Source organism: Corynebacterium sp. HMSC11E11 (genome assembly GCF_001807025.1).
Lineage (GTDB): Bacteria > Actinomycetota > Actinomycetes > Mycobacteriales > Mycobacteriaceae > Corynebacterium > Corynebacterium freneyi.
Window position 1 is genome coordinate 1 of record NZ_KV787170.1, and the last position, 17,989, is coordinate 17,989.

The 17,989-nt window shown below is 68.9% G+C and carries 18 protein-coding genes; 12 read left to right on the plus strand and 6 right to left on the minus strand.

Going from position 1 to position 17,989, the window contains the following annotated elements; genetic code table 11:
• Nucleotides 1-67: 67 nt before the first annotated feature.
• Complete coding sequence (groL, locus tag HMPREF3121_RS10975; protein WP_035122252.1) at nucleotides 68-1,693, minus strand: chaperonin GroEL; 1,626 nt, start codon at nucleotides 1,691-1,693, stop codon at nucleotides 68-70.
• A 238-nt stretch (nucleotides 1,694-1,931) separates the two neighbouring features.
• Between groL and HMPREF3121_RS10980 the strand changes: the two genes are divergently transcribed.
• From HMPREF3121_RS10980 to HMPREF3121_RS11015, 8 genes are all read left to right on the plus strand, one after another.
• Nucleotides 1,932-3,353 (plus strand): dipeptidase, encoded by a 1,422-nt coding sequence (locus tag HMPREF3121_RS10980; RefSeq protein ID WP_070523583.1) that lies wholly within the window; start codon nucleotides 1,932-1,934, stop codon nucleotides 3,351-3,353.
• Between the two features lie 357 nt (nucleotides 3,354-3,710).
• Nucleotides 3,711-4,220, plus strand: a complete 510-nt coding sequence (locus HMPREF3121_RS10985) for a 2-isopropylmalate synthase (RefSeq protein ID WP_371327342.1) — start codon at nucleotides 3,711-3,713, stop codon at nucleotides 4,218-4,220.
• Between the two features lie 99 nt (nucleotides 4,221-4,319).
• A complete protein-coding gene (locus HMPREF3121_RS10990) occupies nucleotides 4,320-7,298 on the plus strand; it encodes a Na+/H+ antiporter subunit A (RefSeq protein ID WP_070523423.1) in 2,979 nt (992 codons plus the stop codon).
• Complete coding sequence (locus HMPREF3121_RS10995) at nucleotides 7,295-7,792, plus strand: Na(+)/H(+) antiporter subunit C (protein WP_070523426.1); 498 nt, start codon at nucleotides 7,295-7,297, stop codon at nucleotides 7,790-7,792. Before HMPREF3121_RS10990 ends, HMPREF3121_RS10995 begins: the two co-directional genes overlap by 4 nt.
• Entirely contained in the window at nucleotides 7,782-9,467 is a 1,686-nt protein-coding gene (locus tag HMPREF3121_RS11000) for a Na+/H+ antiporter subunit D (RefSeq protein WP_070523429.1), read from the plus strand. Before HMPREF3121_RS10995 ends, HMPREF3121_RS11000 begins: the two co-directional genes overlap by 11 nt.
• Entirely contained in the window at nucleotides 9,464-10,237 is a 774-nt protein-coding gene (locus tag HMPREF3121_RS11005; RefSeq protein ID WP_070523432.1) for a Na+/H+ antiporter subunit E, read from the plus strand. Before HMPREF3121_RS11000 ends, HMPREF3121_RS11005 begins: the two co-directional genes overlap by 4 nt.
• Nucleotides 10,237-10,632 carry a monovalent cation/H+ antiporter complex subunit F gene (locus HMPREF3121_RS11010; RefSeq protein ID WP_052054194.1) on the plus strand — a complete coding sequence of 132 codons (396 nt, stop codon included), beginning with the start codon at nucleotides 10,237-10,239 and terminating at the stop codon, nucleotides 10,630-10,632. Before HMPREF3121_RS11005 ends, HMPREF3121_RS11010 begins: the two co-directional genes overlap by 1 nt.
• Nucleotides 10,632-10,988, plus strand: coding sequence for a monovalent cation/H(+) antiporter subunit G (locus HMPREF3121_RS11015; RefSeq protein WP_209651818.1), 357 nt, complete (start codon nucleotides 10,632-10,634; stop codon nucleotides 10,986-10,988). The genes HMPREF3121_RS11010 and HMPREF3121_RS11015 overlap by 1 nt, the downstream gene beginning before the upstream one ends.
• A 273-nt stretch (nucleotides 10,989-11,261) precedes the next feature.
• On the opposite strand, the gene HMPREF3121_RS11020 is transcribed toward HMPREF3121_RS11015, so the two are convergent.
• The 4 genes from HMPREF3121_RS11020 to HMPREF3121_RS11035 form a co-directional block, all read right to left on the minus strand.
• Complete coding sequence (locus HMPREF3121_RS11020; protein ID WP_070523437.1) at nucleotides 11,262-12,458, minus strand: glutamate--cysteine ligase; 1,197 nt, start codon at nucleotides 12,456-12,458, stop codon at nucleotides 11,262-11,264.
• Nucleotides 12,459-12,538: 80 nt separating this feature from the next.
• Nucleotides 12,539-13,120, minus strand: a complete 582-nt coding sequence (locus tag HMPREF3121_RS11025; RefSeq protein ID WP_070523439.1) for a hypothetical protein — start codon at nucleotides 13,118-13,120, stop codon at nucleotides 12,539-12,541.
• A 106-nt stretch (nucleotides 13,121-13,226) separates the two neighbouring features.
• Nucleotides 13,227-13,991 (minus strand): LytR C-terminal domain-containing protein, encoded by a 765-nt coding sequence (locus HMPREF3121_RS13015; protein ID WP_070523441.1) that lies wholly within the window; start codon nucleotides 13,989-13,991, stop codon nucleotides 13,227-13,229.
• Nucleotides 13,992-14,114: 123 nt separating this feature from the next.
• Nucleotides 14,115-14,468 (minus strand): DUF3263 domain-containing protein, encoded by a 354-nt coding sequence (locus HMPREF3121_RS11035; RefSeq protein ID WP_070523443.1) that lies wholly within the window; start codon nucleotides 14,466-14,468, stop codon nucleotides 14,115-14,117.
• A 102-nt stretch (nucleotides 14,469-14,570) separates the two neighbouring features.
• Here HMPREF3121_RS11035 and HMPREF3121_RS11040 point away from each other — a divergent pair, with 102 nt between their 5' ends.
• The 4 genes from HMPREF3121_RS11040 (at nucleotide 14,571) to HMPREF3121_RS11055 (ending at nucleotide 17,423) form a co-directional block, all read left to right on the plus strand.
• Nucleotides 14,571-15,188, plus strand: coding sequence for a peptide deformylase (locus HMPREF3121_RS11040; protein WP_070523445.1), 618 nt, complete (start codon nucleotides 14,571-14,573; stop codon nucleotides 15,186-15,188).
• Nucleotides 15,185-16,261, plus strand: a complete 1,077-nt coding sequence (locus HMPREF3121_RS11045; protein WP_070523447.1) for an N-acetylglutamate synthase, CG3035 family — start codon at nucleotides 15,185-15,187, stop codon at nucleotides 16,259-16,261. The genes HMPREF3121_RS11040 and HMPREF3121_RS11045 overlap by 4 nt, the downstream gene beginning before the upstream one ends.
• A gap of 148 nt (nucleotides 16,262-16,409) precedes the next feature.
• Nucleotides 16,410-16,874, plus strand: a complete 465-nt coding sequence (locus tag HMPREF3121_RS11050; protein WP_070523450.1) for a hypothetical protein — start codon at nucleotides 16,410-16,412, stop codon at nucleotides 16,872-16,874.
• A 6-nt stretch (nucleotides 16,875-16,880) separates the two neighbouring features.
• Nucleotides 16,881-17,423, plus strand: a complete 543-nt coding sequence (locus HMPREF3121_RS11055) for an RNA polymerase sigma factor (protein ID WP_070523453.1) — start codon at nucleotides 16,881-16,883, stop codon at nucleotides 17,421-17,423.
• 118 nt (nucleotides 17,424-17,541) lie between these two features.
• Here HMPREF3121_RS11055 and HMPREF3121_RS12640 read toward each other — a convergent pair.
• Nucleotides 17,542-17,989: hypothetical protein (locus HMPREF3121_RS12640; RefSeq protein ID WP_210387277.1), on the minus strand; the 448-nt coding region annotated here is incomplete at its 5' end.

A 17,989-nucleotide genomic window follows, 5' to 3' on the forward strand; every position in this document is an offset into this window, starting at 1 on the left:
CGCCGGGGAATCGATTCCCCGGCGGCGCTTTTTCAGGCTGGCCACACGGAGGCCGGCGGACTTGCGCTTAGAAGCCCATGCCGCCCATCTCGTCGCCGCCCGGCATGGCCGGCGCAGCCGGCTCCGGCTTGTCGGCGACAACGGCCTCGGTGGTCAGGAACAGAGCCGCGATGGACGCCGCGTTCTGCAGCGCCGAGCGGGTGACCTTCACCGGGTCGTTGATGCCGGCGGCCATGAGGTCGACGTACTCGCCCGTGGCCGCGTTGAGGCCCTCGCCCTTCGGCAGACCCGACACCTTCTCGGACACGACGCCCGCCTCCAGGCCGGCGTTCAGGGCGATCTGCTTCAGCGGGGCGGCCAGGGCGGCGCGGACGATGCGCACACCGGTGGCCTCGTCGCCGGACAGGCCCAGCTCGTCGTCGAGCACGTGGGCGACCTGCAGCAGCGCGGAGCCGCCGCCGGCGACGATGCCCTCCTCGACCGCGGCCTTGGCGTTGCGGACGGCGTCCTCGATGCGGTGCTTGCGCTCCTTGAGCTCCACCTCGGTGGCGGCGCCGGCCTTGATGACGGCGACGCCGCCGGCCAGCTTCGCCAGACGCTCCTGCAGCTTCTCGCGGTCGTAGTCGGAGTCGGAGTTCTCCAGCTCGGCGCGGATCTGGTTGACGCGGCCCTCGATGGAGGACTGGGCGCCGGCGCCCTCGACGATGGTGGTCTCGTCCTTGGTGACGACGACCTTGCGGGCGCGGCCCAGCAGCGGCAGGTCGGCGGTCTCCAGCGACAGGCCGACCTCCTCGGAGATGACCTGGCCGTCGGTGAGGATGGCCATGTCCTGCAGCATCGCCTTGCGGCGGTCGCCGAAGCCCGGGGCCTTGACGGCGACCGACTTGAAGGTGCCGCGGATCTTGTTGACCACGAGGGTGGACAGGGCCTCGCCCTCGACGTCCTCGGCGATGATCAGCAGCGGCTTGCCGGTCTGCATGACCTTCTCCAGCAGCGGCAGCAGGTCCTTGATGTTGGAGATCTTGGCGGAGACCAGGAGGATGTACGGGTCCTCCAGGACGGCCTCCTGGCGCTCCAGGTCGGTGGCCATGTAGCCCGAGATGTAGCCCTTGTCGAAGCGCATGCCCTCGGTCAGCTCGAGGTCCAGGCCGAAGGTGTTGGCCTCCTCGACGGTGATGACGCCTTCCTTGCCGACCTTGTCCATGGCGGTGGCGATGAGCTCGCCGATGGCCGGGTCACCGGCGGAGATGCCGGCGGTGGCGGCGATCTGGTCCTTGGTCTCGATGTCCTTGGCGGTGGCCAGGAGCTCGGCGGTGACGGCCTCGACGGCCTTCTCGATGCCGCGCTTGATGCCCATCGGGTTGGAGCCGGCGGCGACGTTGCGCAGGCCCTCGGAGACGAGCGACTGGGCCAGGACGGTGGCGGTGGTGGTGCCGTCGCCCGCGACGTCGTCGGTCTTCTTGGCGACCTCCTTGACCAGCTCGGCGCCGATCTTCTCGTAGGGGTCCTCGAGCTCGATCTCACGGGCGATGGACACGCCGTCGTTGGTGATGAGCGGGGCGCCCCACTTGCGCTCCAGGACGACGTTGCGGCCCTTGGGGCCGAGCGTCACCTTGACGGCGTCGGCCAGGGTATTGAGGCCCTTTTCGAGGCCGCGGCGGGCCTCTTCGTCGAATGCAATGATCTTGGCCATGAGGCTGCGATCCTCCGTTTGGTGGTCGACGACACTTTGACGGTGCTGGCCCGGCGCCCGCGACGGCATGCGGTCGCGGGAAGTGTCACCCGCGACCTCGACCGGCCCAGCTGTTTCATTTCACGTTGTTGGCACTTGCTCAACGCGAGTGCTAATCCCCGTTTCTAGCACTCGCCCCCTGCGAGTGCAAGATGTGGACACCGTGGCCGATCGGGCCGACGCGCCTATGCTGGCGCCCATGAGCGATACCGCGCAGCAGAACCCGAACGCCCCGTCCCCGGACCTCGTTTCCGCGATCCGCGCGAAGGTCGAGGCGGATTCGGAGACCATCAAGAAGGAATTGACGGAGCTCGTCGCGTTTCCGTCGGTGCACGGCGAGGAGGACACGAAGCAGGCGTGCCGCGATGCCGCCGCCCATGTGGTGGAGCTGTTCGCCGATGTCGGCGTGGATCTGGATTCGCATGTGACGGTCGACGGTTCCATCGCACTGACCGGTCACATCCCGGCTCCGGAGGGCCGTCCGACGGTTCTCCTCTATTCCCACTACGACGTGCAGCCGGCGGGCGACGTGTCGGAGTGGACGGCGGATCCGTGGACCCTCGACGAGCGGGACGGCCGTTGGTACGGCCGTGGCACGGCGGATTGCAAGGGCAACGTGGTCATGCATCTTGCGGCGTTGCGCGCGTTGCGGGCGCTGCGGGAGCTTGACGACGACCCGGCGTCGGCGGTGGAGCTGCCGGGGATCCGGGTCGTGGTCGAAGGCTCGGAGGAGCGGGGTTCGGCCGGTCTGGAGGATCTGACGCGCACGCGGCCGGAGCTGTTCGCCGCCGACGTCATCCTCATCGCCGACGTGGGCAACGTGGCGGTGGGTCGCCCGACGCTGGTGACCACGTTGCGCGGCACCGCCGACGTCGACGTGACGCTGGAGACGCTGGCGGGCCCGGTGCACTCCGGCATGTTCGGCGGTGCCGCCCCGGATGCACTGGCGGCGATGATGCGCCTGCTCGATTCCCTGCGCGACGACACCGGGGCGACCCGCATCGACGGCCTCGACTGCGATCAGACGTGGGAGGGCCTGGGCTACGACGCCGACACCTTCCGCGACGACGCCGGGGTGCTCGACGGCGTCGATCTCATCTCCGACGGCTCGGACGCCTCGGTGGCGGATCTGACCTGGGCGCGCCCGGCGCTCATCGTCACCGGCATCGACTGCCCGCCGGCCACCAACGCCGTCAACGCCATCCCCTCGAAGGTCACCGCGCACCTCAATCTCCGCGTGCCCCCGGGCATGGACCCGCAGGAGGCGCAGGACAAGCTCGTCGCCCATCTCGAATCCCACGTGCCGTGGAACGCACGCATCGACATCCGGCGGGACGTCCTCGCGTCGTCGTTCAGCGCCGACGTCGAAGGCGACGTCGTCAAGCACGTCGAAGCCTGCCTGGCCGCGTCCTACGGCCGCGAAACGGAACGCATGGGAGAAGGCGCGTCGATCCCGCTGTGCGCGACCCTGCTGGACGCCGTGCCCGACGCCGACATCGTCCTGTACGGAGTCGAGGAGCCGCAGTGCCGCATCCACTCCTCCGACGAATCCGTCGACCCGCGGGAGATCCGCGACATCGCCGTCGCCGAAGCCCTCATCCTGGCCACCATCGGCCGCTGAGTCCGCAGAGGCCACGCTCCGGACGGCCCACCCGCACACGCCCGCGACCTGCGCCACACCCCGTTACGGGTGGAGCCCGGGTGTGATGTGGGGCACCTCCATTTGACGAGATTTGTTGCGGCCCACCCCCGAGGTGTTCTACGGTTGCCGACATGCAGAAGAACATTCGAATTACGCGAGTAGCGAAGGCTACGAGCCCCGGTGGAGGCATGGACTGACCCCTCCACACGGGGTCTCTGGCCGCTACACACCCACGCATCCATGGGTCGGTCCACCACCAAACTCTTCTTCTCAAGATTTTTCGAAGGACCGCACAGAATGTTCACCGCCCGCACCCACAAGAACACCTCGACGACGATGACGTATAGCGGGAAGCGCCCCTCCGCCCGGCCGGAGACGACCACCCGCACCTTCACCGAGGATCCCTTCCGCGCCCGCTTCGGCCACCGCCTGCCCCGGGGCCTGCGGCAGGAAGCGCGGGGCATGGACTGGCGCACGTTCATGACCACCTACTCGCCGACCGGCGGTTCGCTGGCCATCCGCGAATTCACCTCCGTCAAGGGCCTGGCGGGACGCTCCACCTACCGGGCGTCCATCACCACCGGCCGCGGCACCGACGCCGAGCGCACCGACATCCGCGAGGTCACCGCGATGGGGCCCGTCTCCGCGGTGACGAACCTGATGGCCGACGCCGGCTACCGCGTCGAAATCCTCGAGTTCCACCAGTTCGAGATCTTCGAGGCCACCGCGACCTTCCTGTACGCGACGCACAACAACAGCTCCGTCTGGACCATGGGCTTCGGCACCACCCCCGAGGCGTCGACCATGACCGCGATGACGTGCGCGGCCAACCGCCTGCACGGCTAGGTCGCCCCTCCCCGGCCCCCGACTTCCGCATCACCCTCGGCGTTCGCCGAGGGTGATGTTCGTTGCGGACACGTACACCTTTTCAGCATTATTGGAGGCGTGACCGTCCTCCTGTGCCTCCTCATCGCCACCGCGACGCTGGCACCGTGGACGATTCGCCGACTGGGCCGGCGCGGATTTCCGCTGCTGGCCCTCCCCCTCGCGGCGGGGGCCGCGTGGACCGGTTCCCACCTGATGCGCCATGCACTCGCCGAAACCGGCTCCGGACACCCCGTCCTCGTCGAGCGTTTCGAGTGGATGCCCGCAGTCCACCTGGACATCGTGCTCCGGCTGGGCCCGTTGGAATCGCTGTTCGGCACCCTGGTGCTGACCGTTGGCGTTCTCGTCCTGGTGTACTGCGGCGGATATTTCCACGACCCGCCACCCGGCAAGCGCCGCCGCCTCGGCTCCTTCGCCACCCAAATGGTGCTGTTCGCCGCCGCCATGTACGGCCTCGTCGTCTCCGACAACATGCTGCTCATGTACGTGTTCTGGGAGATCACGTCCGTGCTGTCGTTCCTGCTGGTCGGCTACTACGCCGAGCGCGCCTCGTCGCGGCGCTCCGCCGGCCAGGCGCTGCTGGTGACCACGCTGGGCGGCCTGGTGATGCTCGTCGGCATCATCCTCATGGGTCACACCACCGGGTACTGGGAATTCTCCGCCCTCACCGCCCCCGACGCACTGTCCTGGGCAGAGCTCCACGACCCCGCCATCGCCACGGCCGTGGTGCTGCTGGTCCTCGGCGCGCTGACCAAATCGGCGATCGCCCCCTTCCACTTCTGGCTGCCCGGCGCGATGGCGGCCCCGACGCCGGTGTCGGCGTTCCTGCATTCCGCGGCGATGGTGAAGGCCGGCGTCTTCCTCGTCGCCCGCCTGTCGCCGACGTTCGGCGCGACCACCACGTGGCACCTGGCGATCATCCCGCTGGGCCTGGTCACCATGGTCATGGCCGGGTGGATGGCGTTGCGGCAGAAGGACCTCAAGCTGGTCCTGGCCTACGGCACCGTGTCGCAGCTGGGCTTCATCATCACCGTGACGTCCATCGGCACCCGCGCGGCGATGCTCGCGGCCCTGGCGCTGACGCTGGGCCACGCGATGTTCAAGGCGACGCTGTTCATGATCGTCGGCGCCATCGACCACACCACCGGCACGCGCGACGTGCGGCAGCTGTCGGGCCTGGGCGCGCGCCGTCCGCAGATGTTCATCCTCGCGGGACTGGCCGCCGCCTCGATGGCGGGCGTGCCCCCGCTGTTCGGTTTCGTGGCCAAGGAGGCCGCCCTCGACGCGGTGCTCCAGGCCGAGCCGCTGCGCGGCATGCCCGGCGTGTTCACGGCCATCGGCCTGGTCGTCGGTTCGATCCTCACCGTCGCCTACTCGCTGTATCTGATGCACGCGGCGTTCGCCACGAAGCCGTCGACGCACGCGTCGGGTGGCGGCACCTCGCAGGCGGTGGCGGACATGCAGCGGCCGAGCCCGCTGATGCTCGCCCCGGCGTGGCTGCTGGCCATCGCCGGCGTGGTCACCGGCTTGCTGCCCCGGATCTACGACGCGGCGATCCGCCCCTACCTTTCCGAGGCCTTCCCGAAGGCCCCCGATGATTCCCACCTGGCGCTGTGGCACGGATTCAACGTGCCGCTGATGCTCACGGCGGCGATCCTCCTGACCGGTCTGATCATGCACTGGCAGCGCAAGCTCATCCGCGAGCTGCAGTTCGAGAAGCCGGCGCTGGGCGACGCCGACGTCGCCTACGACTGGATCCTCGACATGGCCCGCCGCCTGTCGCTGCGCGTCACCGCGTTCACGCAGCGCGGTTCGCTGCCGCTGACAGAGGCGACCATTTTGGGCGTCTTCATCCTCCTGCCGATCTCCGCGCTCGTCCTGGGCGGGCGCGACGACCTGCGCATGGAGCTGTGGGACACCGCCCCGCAGGGTGCGGCGGCGCTGCTGATCATCATCGCGGCGCTGGCGTCGACGCGGATGCGCAACCGTCTGTCCGGCGTGATCATGGTGGGCGTGACGGGCTACGGGCTGGCGCTGGTCTTCGCCCTGTACGGTGCGCCGGACCTGGCGCTGACGCAGCTGCTGGTGGAGACCATCACCATGGTGGTGTTCGTCCTTGTGCTGCGCACGCTGCCGCCGAAGACGTCGGATCAGCCGACCGGCCTGGAGCGCTCCCGCGCGTGGTTGGCCGTCGCCGTCGGCTCCACCGCCGCGATCATCGGCGCGTTCGCCATCGCCGCCCGCTCCAAGGCCCCGGTGTCCGACCCGATTCCGCGCATCGCCCTCGAGGAGGGCCACGGCGCCAACGCCGTCAACGTCCTGCTCGTCGACATCCGCGCGTGGGACACCTTCGGCGAGATTTCGGTGCTGGTCATCGTGGCGGTGGGCATCGCCTCGCTGGTGTTCCGCACGCACACGGTGCATAACCTGCCGCGCGTCACCACGCGCCGCACGCGTCGCGAGCGCAACCCTCGTTGGCTGTCGACCTCCGGGTCGCAGGTCGACGCCGGTCGTCGCCCGCTGATGGTCGAGGTGTCCACTCGCTTCCTGTTCCCGTCGATGATGGCGCTGTCGCTGTACCTGTTTTTCGCGGGCCACAACGCACCCGGCGGCGGTTTCGCCGGCGGACTAGTGGCCTCGCTGGCCATCACCCTGCGTTACCTGGCCGGCGGCAGGTGGGAGCTGGCCGAGACGATCCCGTGGTCGACGGACAAGATCCTGGGCTCCGGCCTCGCCGCAGCGGCACTGGCGGTGTTCTGGCCGATGCTCATCGGCTGGCCGCCGTTGTCGAGCCTCGTCGTCGACCTGGAGCTGCCGCTGATCGGGGACATGCACCTTGTGTCGCCGCTGCTCTTCGACCTCGGCGTCTACCTCATCGTCATCGGCACCGTGACGTACATCCTGCGCAGCCTCGGCGGCCGCATCGACGTCGAGACCGACCGCCGCGCCGAACGCGCCCGCTCGAGGCGCGTGACGCTGACCAAGCTGGGGCGCACGCGCCAGTTCCGCTACAAGTCCGGGAAGGAGGCCGCGAAGTGATCATCAATTTCGTGCTGCTGGCGACGGTGGCCGTGCTCATCGCGACCGGCGTGTACCTGTTCCTGGACCGCGCCATGACGAAGATGCTCATGGGCGCCCTGTTGATGGGCAACGGCATCAATCTGCTCATCCTCATCAGCGGCGGCGGCCCCGGTTCCCCACCGATCTGGGGCCGCGAGTCGATCCCCCACTCGGAGACCGCCGATCCTCTGCCGCAGGCGTTCATCCTCACGGCGATCGTCATCACGATGGGCCTGTCGGCGTTCCTGTTGGCGCTGGCCTACCGCCAGCACCGCTACCGCGTCGGCGATCACGTCCAGGACGACCGTGAGGACCAGTTCGTCGCGATGCGCCGCCCCGACGACCCGTCCGCGGCTCCCGACCATGACCGGTCGGACGACCCGACGACGGGCCGCCCGACCGAAGCCGGCGACCAGTTCGGCCCGGCCAGCTTCGAGAAGCCCGTGGAGGAGGACGATTCCGGTGACGACTGAGCAACTGATCCTCTTCCTCATTCCCATGCCGGTGCTCATTCCGGCGGTCACCGCCGGAGTGGCCCTGCTGTTCTCGCGCCGCCCGCGCCTGCAGCAGCTGCTGAGCATCGCGGCGCTGGTGCTGCTGCTCGTGTTGTCCGTGTGGCTGGTGTACCTGGTGCAGGTCCACGGCATCCGCACCGTCCAGGTGGGCGGCTGGAATTCGCCGATCGGCATCACGCTGGTCGCCGACGGCCTGTCCACGGTCATGATCGCCGTGTCGCAGCTCGTCCTTTTCGCCGTCCATTGGTTCGGCATCGGGCAGGGTATCCGCGACGGCGACGACGACGACCCGATCTCGGTGTTCGTGCCCACGTACATGCTGCTCAACATGGGCGTGTCGATGGCCTTCCTGGCCGGCGACCTGTTCAACATGTACGTCGGTTTCGAGGTGCTGCTGCTGGCGTCGTACGTGCTGCTGACGCTGGGTGCTTCGGCGTCGCGCATCCGCGCGGGCGTGAGCTACGTGATGGTGAACCTGCTGTCGTCGATGGTGTTCCTCATGGCCATCGGCTTCGTCTACGCGTCGGTGGGCACCGTCAACTTCGCGCACGTGTCCATCCGCATGGAGGAGCTGCCGTCGGGCACCCGGACGGCCATCTTCGCCGTGCTGCTCGTGGCGTTCTCGGTCAAGGCGGCGGTGTTCCCGCTGTCGTCGTGGCTGCCGGACTCCTACCCCACCGCCCCGTCGATGGTCACCGCGGTGTTCGCGGGCCTGCTGACGAAGGTCGGCGTGTACGCCATCATCCGTTCCCGTTCGGTCATGTTCCCCGACGGCGCCCTGGATGAGGTGCTCATGTGGGCGGGCTTGGCGACGATGGTGATGGGCATCCTCGGCGCCATGGCCCAGAACGACATCAAACGTTTGCTGTCGTTCACCCTCGTGTCGCACATCGGCTACATGATTTTCGGCATCGCCCTGGGCAACGAGCTCGGCCTGTCCGGCGCCATCTTCTACATGGTCCACCACATTCTGGTGCAGACCGCGCTGTTCCTGGTCGTCGGCCTCATCGAGCGCCAGGCCGGATCGTCGTCGCTGCGGCGACTCGGCAGCCTGGCCAAGGCCTCCCCGCTGCTGGCCATCCTGTACCTGATCCCGGCGCTGAACCTGGGCGGCATCCCGCCGTTCTCCGGGTTCCTGGGCAAGATCATGCTCATCGAGGCCGGCGCCCAGGTGGGCACCCCCACCGCGTGGGTTCTCGTCGGCGGCGCGATCCTGACGTCCCTGCTGACCCTGTACACCATGGTCATCGTGTGGTCGAAGGCCTTCTGGCGCGACCGCTCCGACGCCCCCGAGGGCGACACCGCCCTGGCGCGCGTCTCCCCGCTGCGCGAAGACACCCGCGTGGTGTCCCTGTCCGAGCGCGAGGACGTCGGCCGCATGCCCTTCGGCATGGTCGCCCCGACGGTCTTCCTCGTCGCCGCGTCCGTCGCCGTCACCGTCCTGGCCAGCCCCCTGTCGGTCATCTCCGACCGTGCGGCCGCCAACGTCTCGGACGTCGACGGCTACCGCGCCGCCGTCCTCGGAGTCACCGGCTACGACGACCCGAGCGCCCTGCCCGAACCCGGCCGGACCCTCAACCCGACCGGCGCCGACGGCGTACCCGGGAATTCCGCCGAAGAGGAGGAACAGTGACCGTCGACAAGCGAAACACCGACGCACGCACCGACGCCGCCACCCGCAGCCGAAGCGACAAGCGCCGCGAACGGCGACCGTCGTTCATCCTGTTCACGTGGATCGTGATCATGTGGCAGCTGCTCTGGGGCGAAGTCACCTGGGCCAACATCTTCGGCGGCATCGGCGTGGCGCTGCTGATCTCGATCTTCGTGCCCATGCCGCGACTGCCCGTCGGCGACATCCGGGTCGACTGGCCCGCCATGATCACCCTGTTCGCCACGTTCATCGTCGATTTCATCGTCGCGTCGTTCACCGTCGCGTACCTCGCGCTGCGCCGCCAGGACCCGCCCCCGTGCGCCGTCGTGGAAATCCCGATGCGCACCCGCGACGACCTGACCCTCGCGTCGGCCATCGCGCTGATCAACCTGCAGCCCGGCGGTCTGGTCATCGACATCGACAACCGCCGCAAGACGGTCACCATGCACCTGCTCGACGGTTCGTCGACCGGGCGCATCGACAAGACCGTCGCCCAGCTCGCCCGCCTCGAGCGGCAGGTCATCCGGGCCTTCGAAAGCCGGGAGATCGACGACGAGCCCATGGTCGGAAGCCTCGGCCACGATCACGCCGTCATCCAAGGCGCGACGAGGGCCAGCGGGGCAACCGACGCAACCGACGCGACCGGAGCGACCACGGTGGCCGAAGCGACCACGGTGGCCGAAGCGACCGACGCCACCACGGCTCACGGCGTCGCCGACGCCGCCGACTCGCCGGCGCGGAAGGAGGACTGATGGACCCGCAGATCTACACCACCTTGCTGACCGTCACCGCGGGCCTGTACTTCGTGGCGGCGCTGACGGCGCTGGGGCGGCTGCTCGCCGGCCCGAACTCGATGGACCGGCTGGTGTCGCTGGAGTCGATGATCGCGATGACGCAGGGCATGCTCGCCGTGTACATCGCCTGGTCGATGGACACGTCGGTGGCGTACGCGATGCTGGTCATCGCGCTGCTCGGTTTCATTTCGTCGCTGTCGGTGGCGCGGTTCCGCGTGCCCGATCAGCGGCCGAAGGCGACCGCGCGCGGGGGTTCGCGTGATGCGGCGAGGGAAGCCGCCCGCGACGCCGCCCAGCAGGCGGTCCGCGAGGCCGATCTCAAGCACGTCGATGAGAAGGAGGACCATTTCTGATGCTCTTCGTCGACATCCTTTCCATCACCCTCATTCTCGGCGGCGGGTTCTTTTGCCTGGCCACGGCGATTGGGTTGGTGCGGTTCCGCGGCACGATCGATCGCATGCACGCGTCGACGAAGCCGCAGACGCTGGGCCTAACCATGACGATTCTCGGTGCGGTGCTGCACATTTTCGCCAATGGTGGCGGTGGCGTCACGGTCAACGGCGATTTGGGCATGATGGTGCTCATCGTGTTGTTCGCGCTGACGACGTCGCCGATCGTCGGCAACCGGCTGGGGCATGTGGCGCAGAAGGAGGGGCTCATCGACCGGGACGCGTTGTCCCGCGACGATGAGAGCGAGCCGCGGTTCTAGTTTTTGCTTGACGACGGCCCCTCTCCCCCGCCGTCCGCCCTCCACGCCATCGCGGTGTGGAGGGCGGCGCGCTTTCCGCCCACGAATGTGCGCAAATCGGGCCGCAGCGCACACTCGTCAGATCTGCAGCCCCAACAACCCCGACGAATGTGCACAAATCGGGCCGCAGCGCACACTCGTCAGATCTGCAGCCCCAACAACCCCGACGAATGTGCACAAATCGGGCCGCAGCGCACACTCGTCAAATGTGCAGCCCGCCAACCGCGGGGCTACCTACGCCTCCAGGGGCTTGCCCGCAGCCATCTCGCGCACCGCCAGATCCACGGCCGCGACCCACGGGCTGTGGCCGAGTTTCGCCTCGACGGCCAACACGTCCTCTTCCTCGGCAAGCGACGGCAACGCCCCCGCCCGACCAGCCGCCCGCCGCTGCCGCTCGTACCCGGCGCCGCCGCGGATGATGTCGCGCACGCCCTCGAGCTCTTCGGCGCACCCCAGCCTCTCGGCGATGGGCGCCAGGCGCGCGAGCAGGTCCTTCAAGTCGTCCTTCACCCAACGCTCGTTGGTGTCGCGGTCGACGATGATCAGGGCGTCCATGCCGTATCGGCAGGCGCGCCACTTGTTTTCGTCGTTATGCCAGTACTGCAGGGACGGCAGCTGGGCCCCGTGGTCGAGCATGTCGTCGTAAAGCACGACCAAGCAGTGGGTCAGGGCGACGATGGAGGCGAGCTCGCGCATGTTGGAGACGGCGTCGGCGACGCGGACCTCGATGGTGCCGTACTTCGAGGCGGGCCGGATGTCGATGTGCATGGAGCCGGTGTGGTTGATGACGCCGGATTTCCACTGATCGGCCATGTACGACTGCCAGGAGTCCCAGTCGCGGATGTCCGGCGGCAGGCCGGCGGTGGGCAGCTGGCGGTACAGGAGGGTGCGGTTGGAGGCGTAGCCGGTGTCTTCGCCGTTCCAGCCGGGCGACGACGCCGACAGGGCGAGCATGTGGGGCAGGTTGACCAGGAGGGCGTTGATGATGGGCCAGACGCGGTCGGCGGAGCGGACGCCGACGTGGACGTGGATGCCCCAGATGATCATTTGGCGGCCCCACCATTGGGTGCGGTTGATGATCTCGGAGTAGGACGTCTTTTCGCTGACGCGTTGTCCGGTGCCGCGGGAGAAGGGGTGGGAGCCGGAGGACCAGACGTCGACGCCGAGTTCGTCGGCGGCGGCGCGGACCATGTCGAGTTGTTCGCCGAGGTCGCGCATGGCGTCGTCGACGGTGTCGCAGACGTCGGTGACGAGTTCGACGGTGTTGGCGAGGAATTCGCGTTGGATGCGGTGGTCGGGGTGGTCGCGGGTGATGATGTCGAGCGCTTCGGCGGCGCAGGGCACCAGTTCGCGGGTGTCGCAGTCGACGAAGGCGACCTCCCACTCGACGCCGAGCGTGTGGCGGGGTGAGCCGGCGAATTCTTCGATCATTCGCTCATTTCACCACAGGTGGTGGCGGGTGGCGGGACATGGCCCCGGTTGGGCGGGTTTCGCACTCGCCGTCGCGTGCTTTACGACGACGCCGACGTGGTGGTCGACGTGGCGCTGGTCGACGAGGTGGTCGGCTCGGTCCAGTCGACGCTCTTGCCGCAGGCCAGGACGGTGTCGTCGGAGTCGGCGAGGACGACGGTGGAGAAGGAGTCGACGTCGGTTTCGACGGGGGTGCCCCAGACCTTGGCGGCGCCGTCTTCGGCGTGGATTTCGCCGATGACGCCGAGGCCTTCGTCGGTGTCCTCGCCGACGCCGGGGCAGCCGGAGGAGCCGCGGGCGATGACGCGGTAGGTGCCGTCGTCGAGGGCGGTGAAGGCGATGTCCTCGTCGGACAGGCCGAGCCAGCCGTCGGCGGACATGACCTTGACGTGGCCGAGGATGTGGGAGCGGCCGTCGTCGGTCATGCGGACGAAGTTGTAGGAGCCTTCGCGTTCGTCGAGTTCGGGGGCGTCGGGGTCGACGCTGACGGCGGCGGTGCTGGTGGTGGCGTCCGTCTGGTCCCCGCCGTCGCCGTTGCCGTCGGAGCCGCATGCCGCCAGGGCCAGCGCGGAGGCGGCCAGTGCGACGAGGGCGGGGACGGTGCGGTTGGTGCGGGGGTTCATGGCGTGGCGGTCTCCATCCTGGGTTCGCGGCGGGCGTGATCAGACTACTCGCCCCCGGGTCCGATCGCGGTGTCGGGCCCGGGGGCGGGTGGAGGGGTGACCGGGGTCAGCGGTTCGCGTCGGCGGCGGTGACGACGACGATGCCGCCGGGGGCGTTGGCGAGGCGATCGTCGCGGGGTGCGACGTCCCAGCCGTTGGCGTGGGCGATGTCTTCGGCGGCGGCCTTTTCGGCGTCGTCGTCGGGGGTGTAGTGGACGGTGGTGCGTGCCCACACGCCGACTTCGCCTTCGGCGGCGTTGCCGGTTTCGCCGCGGCCCCAGCCTTCGCGGGTGAGGTCGTCGGAGACGCGGGCGGCGAGGCCCGGTTCCTCGGAGTTGTTGAGGACGGTGATGTGGAAGTCGCCGCGGTTGATGTCGGAGTGCTCGCCGTCGGCGCCCTCGTCGGCGTCCTCGTCGGCCCCGGGGGCGGGGGCTGCGGCGTCGGGGCGGCCGTCGGCGCCGGCACCGGCGTCGGGGTTCATGCCGGGTCGCTGGCCGGCGGGGGCTTCGGCGACGGTGCCGGTGTCGTCGCCGGTGCCGTCGTTTCCGGCGCGGTCGTTGCTCCATGCGTAGAGGCCCCAGCCCATGAGGCAGACGCCGATGAAGATGCAGATCATGGCCAGGCCGCGCAGGGGCATGCCGCCGCCGGTGTCGGTGGGGCGTTCGTCGTCGCGGAAGTCGTCGTCGTAGTCGTCGTACTCGCGATCGTCGCGGTAGTCGTCGTAGTCGGCGGCGTCGGCGGCGGGGGCTTCCCGGTAGTCGTCGTCCCAGTCGTCGGGGCTGCGGTGACGGCCGGGGCGGGGGAAGTTGCTCTGGTCATGTACGTCGGTCACGTGTCCATGGTAACGACCACAAGCCCTAACTGTTAAGTAAAGGTTGAGGCAGCTGTGGCGGATGGGATTACTGATCGCCCCCTTTCCTCCCCCGAGTTCGCGCCACGCCCCCGCGAGCGAGCTTTACGACGAACCGTCGCGAAGCCTCTGCAGCCTGTGCACCGTGACGGGGTCGGCCGCCTCCGCCTCGGGGGTGTCCAGCAGCAGGTTGAGGCGCTGGTGATAGCGCACGGCGCTCATGCCGAACTCGGTGCGGATGGCCTCCTCGCGCCGGCCTGCCTGGCGGGGCCCGCGCCGCACGATGGTCGACCAGCGCCGTTCGAAGGCCAGGGCGCGGTGGAGGAAGTCCTCGGCGGCGCTACCGCTCTCTGCTCCCCCGCTCCCGGCTTCCCCGGTTGCCGAGTCGTCGGTACCCGCGTGGTCGTCGCCCGCGTCGGCGGTGCCCGCGTCAGTGATGTTTCCGTCCTCCCCGTCCATCCCTCCACTAAAGCACGCGGCGCGGCAACTCGGCCCGCACCTCGGCGCACGCGCCACGGGGACGGGCGTCATCGCCGTCGGCCCCGGCGGTAGGCTTTCCCCATGACCATCCTGCCCATCGTCGTTTGCGGCGATCCCGTCCTGCACAACCCGACCCGCCCCGTCGACGGCGACGTGTCGGACCTGTCGGAGCTGATCGCCGACATGTACGAGACCATGGACGCCGCCAACGGCGTCGGGTTGGCGGCGAACCAGGTGGGCCGCGACCTGCGTCTTTTCGTGTACGACTGCCCGGATGAGTCGGGCGAGTTCCAGCGCGGCTGCGTGATCAACCCCGTGCTGGAGACCTCGGAGATCCCGAAGAGCATGCCGGAGGACGACGGCTCCGACGACGAGGGCTGCCTGTCCGTGCCCGGCCTGAGCTTTCCGACGGCCCGCGCCGAACACGCCACCGTCACCGGACTGGATGAGCACGGCGAACCCGTCACGGTCGTCGGCACCGGCCTGTTGGCGCGCTGCCTGCAGCACGAGGTCGGCCACCTCGACGGCTTCCTCTACACCGACGTGCTGACCGGCCGGTGGAAGCGCCGCGCGAAGAAGGAGATCAAGCGCGCAGGATGGACCGAAGGCGGCATCACGTGGACGCCGGGAGTCGACGAGGACCCGTTCGGCCACGACGAGCCGAATTCGCTGGACAAGGGCCGGGCCGACGACGCATGAGCCTCCCCGAGTACCCCGACACCCCCGGCCTGCCGGCATCGCGGTGGGGCGCCGGCGACATCGAGGTGGGTCGCCGCGTCATCGTGCGCCGCGAGTTGACCCCGGAGGAGGCCGCCGCCTCGGGGAAGAAGGTCACCGACGTCATCGGCCGCGTCGAATCGGTGGACCCCTTGGTGGTGCGGCCGACGTCGAAAAGCAGTGGCAGCCCGGACGGGACGCCGGCCGAACCCGTCGACTTCACGGACCACAAGGTGCTGGTGGTCAAGGCGCTGCCCGACCTCGTCGTGCGCAACTCCGACATCCGCGCGGTGGAGACCGCCACCGCGAAGGCGTTTCCCGGCATCGAGCACCGGTGGGCGGGCCAATGGCTGCTGCGCGCCGGCGATGGCATCACCGAGCGGTCGAACTCCGCGCTGCCGATCGGGCCGGCCGCGGGCACGTCGCCGGTGCCGCTCGACGACATCCGCGACTTCTACGCCCGTCATGGCCTGCCGGTGCGCATCGCCGTGCCCGACCGGATCTGCCGGCCGGCCGAGCAGCTCGTCTCCGGCGAGGGGTGGGAGATCGGGCCGGAGATCATCGTCATGACGCGCTCGGCCGACGACCTGCCCGAGCCGGTCACGCCGGAGTCGCTGCCCGGCATCCGCGCCGAGGTCCTCGACCAGCCGGACGAGCAGTGGCTGGCGTTGTACCACTTCCGGGGCAGGGCGCTGCCGCGGCGCGCGTTGCAGCTGCTTCGCGACGACATCGACGGACGGATGTCCTTCGGCCGCCTGGTGCTCGACGACGGCGACGGCGGGGCGCGGACGGTGGCCATCACCCGCGGCACGCTCACCGAGTCCGGCGACGGCCGGCGCTGGCTCGGGTTTTCCGCGGTGGAGGTCGCCCCCGATCTGCGGCGCCGCGGCCTGGGCACGTTGATGGGCCTGCACATGATGCATTGGGGTGCGGCCAACGGCGCCGACGAGTGTTACCTGCAGGTCGTGTCGGGCAACGAGGCCGGCATCGCCCTGTACCGGAGCCTGGGGTTCGGCGAGCATCATCGCCACCGGTACGCGGTGTGGAACGGCTGAGCGCGGAACGGCTGAGCGCGTCCGCGCCGAAGTGGCCCGGTGCCGGGAACATTCGGGGCGGTCGCCGCATCTCATCTGCGACGGTCCATGAGTTCCGTCCCTTCGGGGGCGGTTCGTGGAATAATTCTCCTCCAGAAAGGGAGGTGCCATGCTCGACGACACCCAGCTCGATTTGAACCTGGCCGAATCCGCGCCCATGCACCTCGATTCGGATTTCTTCGACGGGATGCTCGATTACGCGTTCAGCGCCGATGCCCATGACGTCGACGATTCCATCGTTCCCGTCGATGCTGCGGCCGATGCTCCGGGCGACGAGGATCTCGATTCCATTGCCCTGGCCGACGACGCCGCGGATCCGCTTGACGACGCCGACGTGGATCCCGCCGCGCTTCCGGCGTCGCGCGGCGGGGACGGTGACGACGTCTACGGCGCCATCGATGATTTGCCCGGCGACCTCGACGGCTCCCCCGCAGGTGACGGCGGTGATCTCGGCGACGGCGCCGACCTCGACGGCATCGGCGATATCGACGGCCTTGATGTGGGTGCGTCGGACGGCGGGGACGTTGATCCGTTGCCGGGTGTCGGCGACGCCGATTCCGGATTGGAGTGGTGAGTCGGAATGAGCCGTGATCGCGATGTGGAGCTGGACCTGGTTGCCCGTGCCCGGGAGGGGGATTCCGGGGCGTTTCGGGAGCTGGTGTCGCCGCATCGCGATCATTTGTGGGCCGTCTGCCTGTCGATCACGTCGCATCGTCAGGATGCCGAGGATGCGCTGCAGGATGCTCTCATCGCGGGGTGGCGCAATCTCGATCGGTTCGAGGGGAATTCGCGTTTTTCCACGTGGATGCACCGCATCACGGCCAATGCCGCGTTGATGCTCGTGCGCAAGCGTCGCGACACTCCCGACGCCGATGCCGGCGATGACGAGGTCGATCGGGCGCCGGGGGTGTCCGAGCGCGTGACCACGGTCGAGGTGGTCCGGGCCGCGTTGGCGACGTTGCCGCCGGAGTTCCGGGAGGCCGTCGTGCTGCGCGAGTACGCCGACTTCACTTACCAGGACATCGCCGATCATCAGGGGGTTGCGGTGGCGACGGTGAAGACCCGCCTGAATCGCGGTCGCTCGAAGTTGAAGGCGGCGTTGGCGGAGGCGGGCGTCGGCTGAGAGAAGCTGACGCCGACCCCGTGGTTTAGCGATGCGGCGGACCGGTCGCGTCGCCGGACCAGAGCACGCTGCGCTTGCGGGTTAGAGCCCGCTACGCCTGAGCTACATCAAATCGCGGCTACATCAAATCGCGCTTGGTGAGGAAGTCCCGCGCCTCCTGCTCGGTGTCGAAATGCCCGGACTGGTACACGTACTCGCCGGGGTTGTCGACGTAGAAGAAATACGAGAACGAATCGGTCACGTACAGGTAGATGGCCTTCTCATCGTCTTCCACCAGCGTCTCCAGCTCGGAGGTGGACATGCCGGCGGCGTTGCGCACCGCCTCGACGATCTCCATGCCCGGTGCAATGTTGGCGATGGTCAGGCCATCGCGGCTGTTGACCCAGGAACCGTAACCGCACAGGTAGCCCGGCACATTCTCCGCGCCCACGCCCAACCGGATGGAAGACTCGGTGGCGCTGCACTGGTTCAGCCCGTCGCCCAAGCCGTCCGGCAGGTGATCGAGAACCGCGAGGGTGCCGGTCTCGTAGTCCGACCGATCCGGCATGGGATCCGGCCACGGCGGG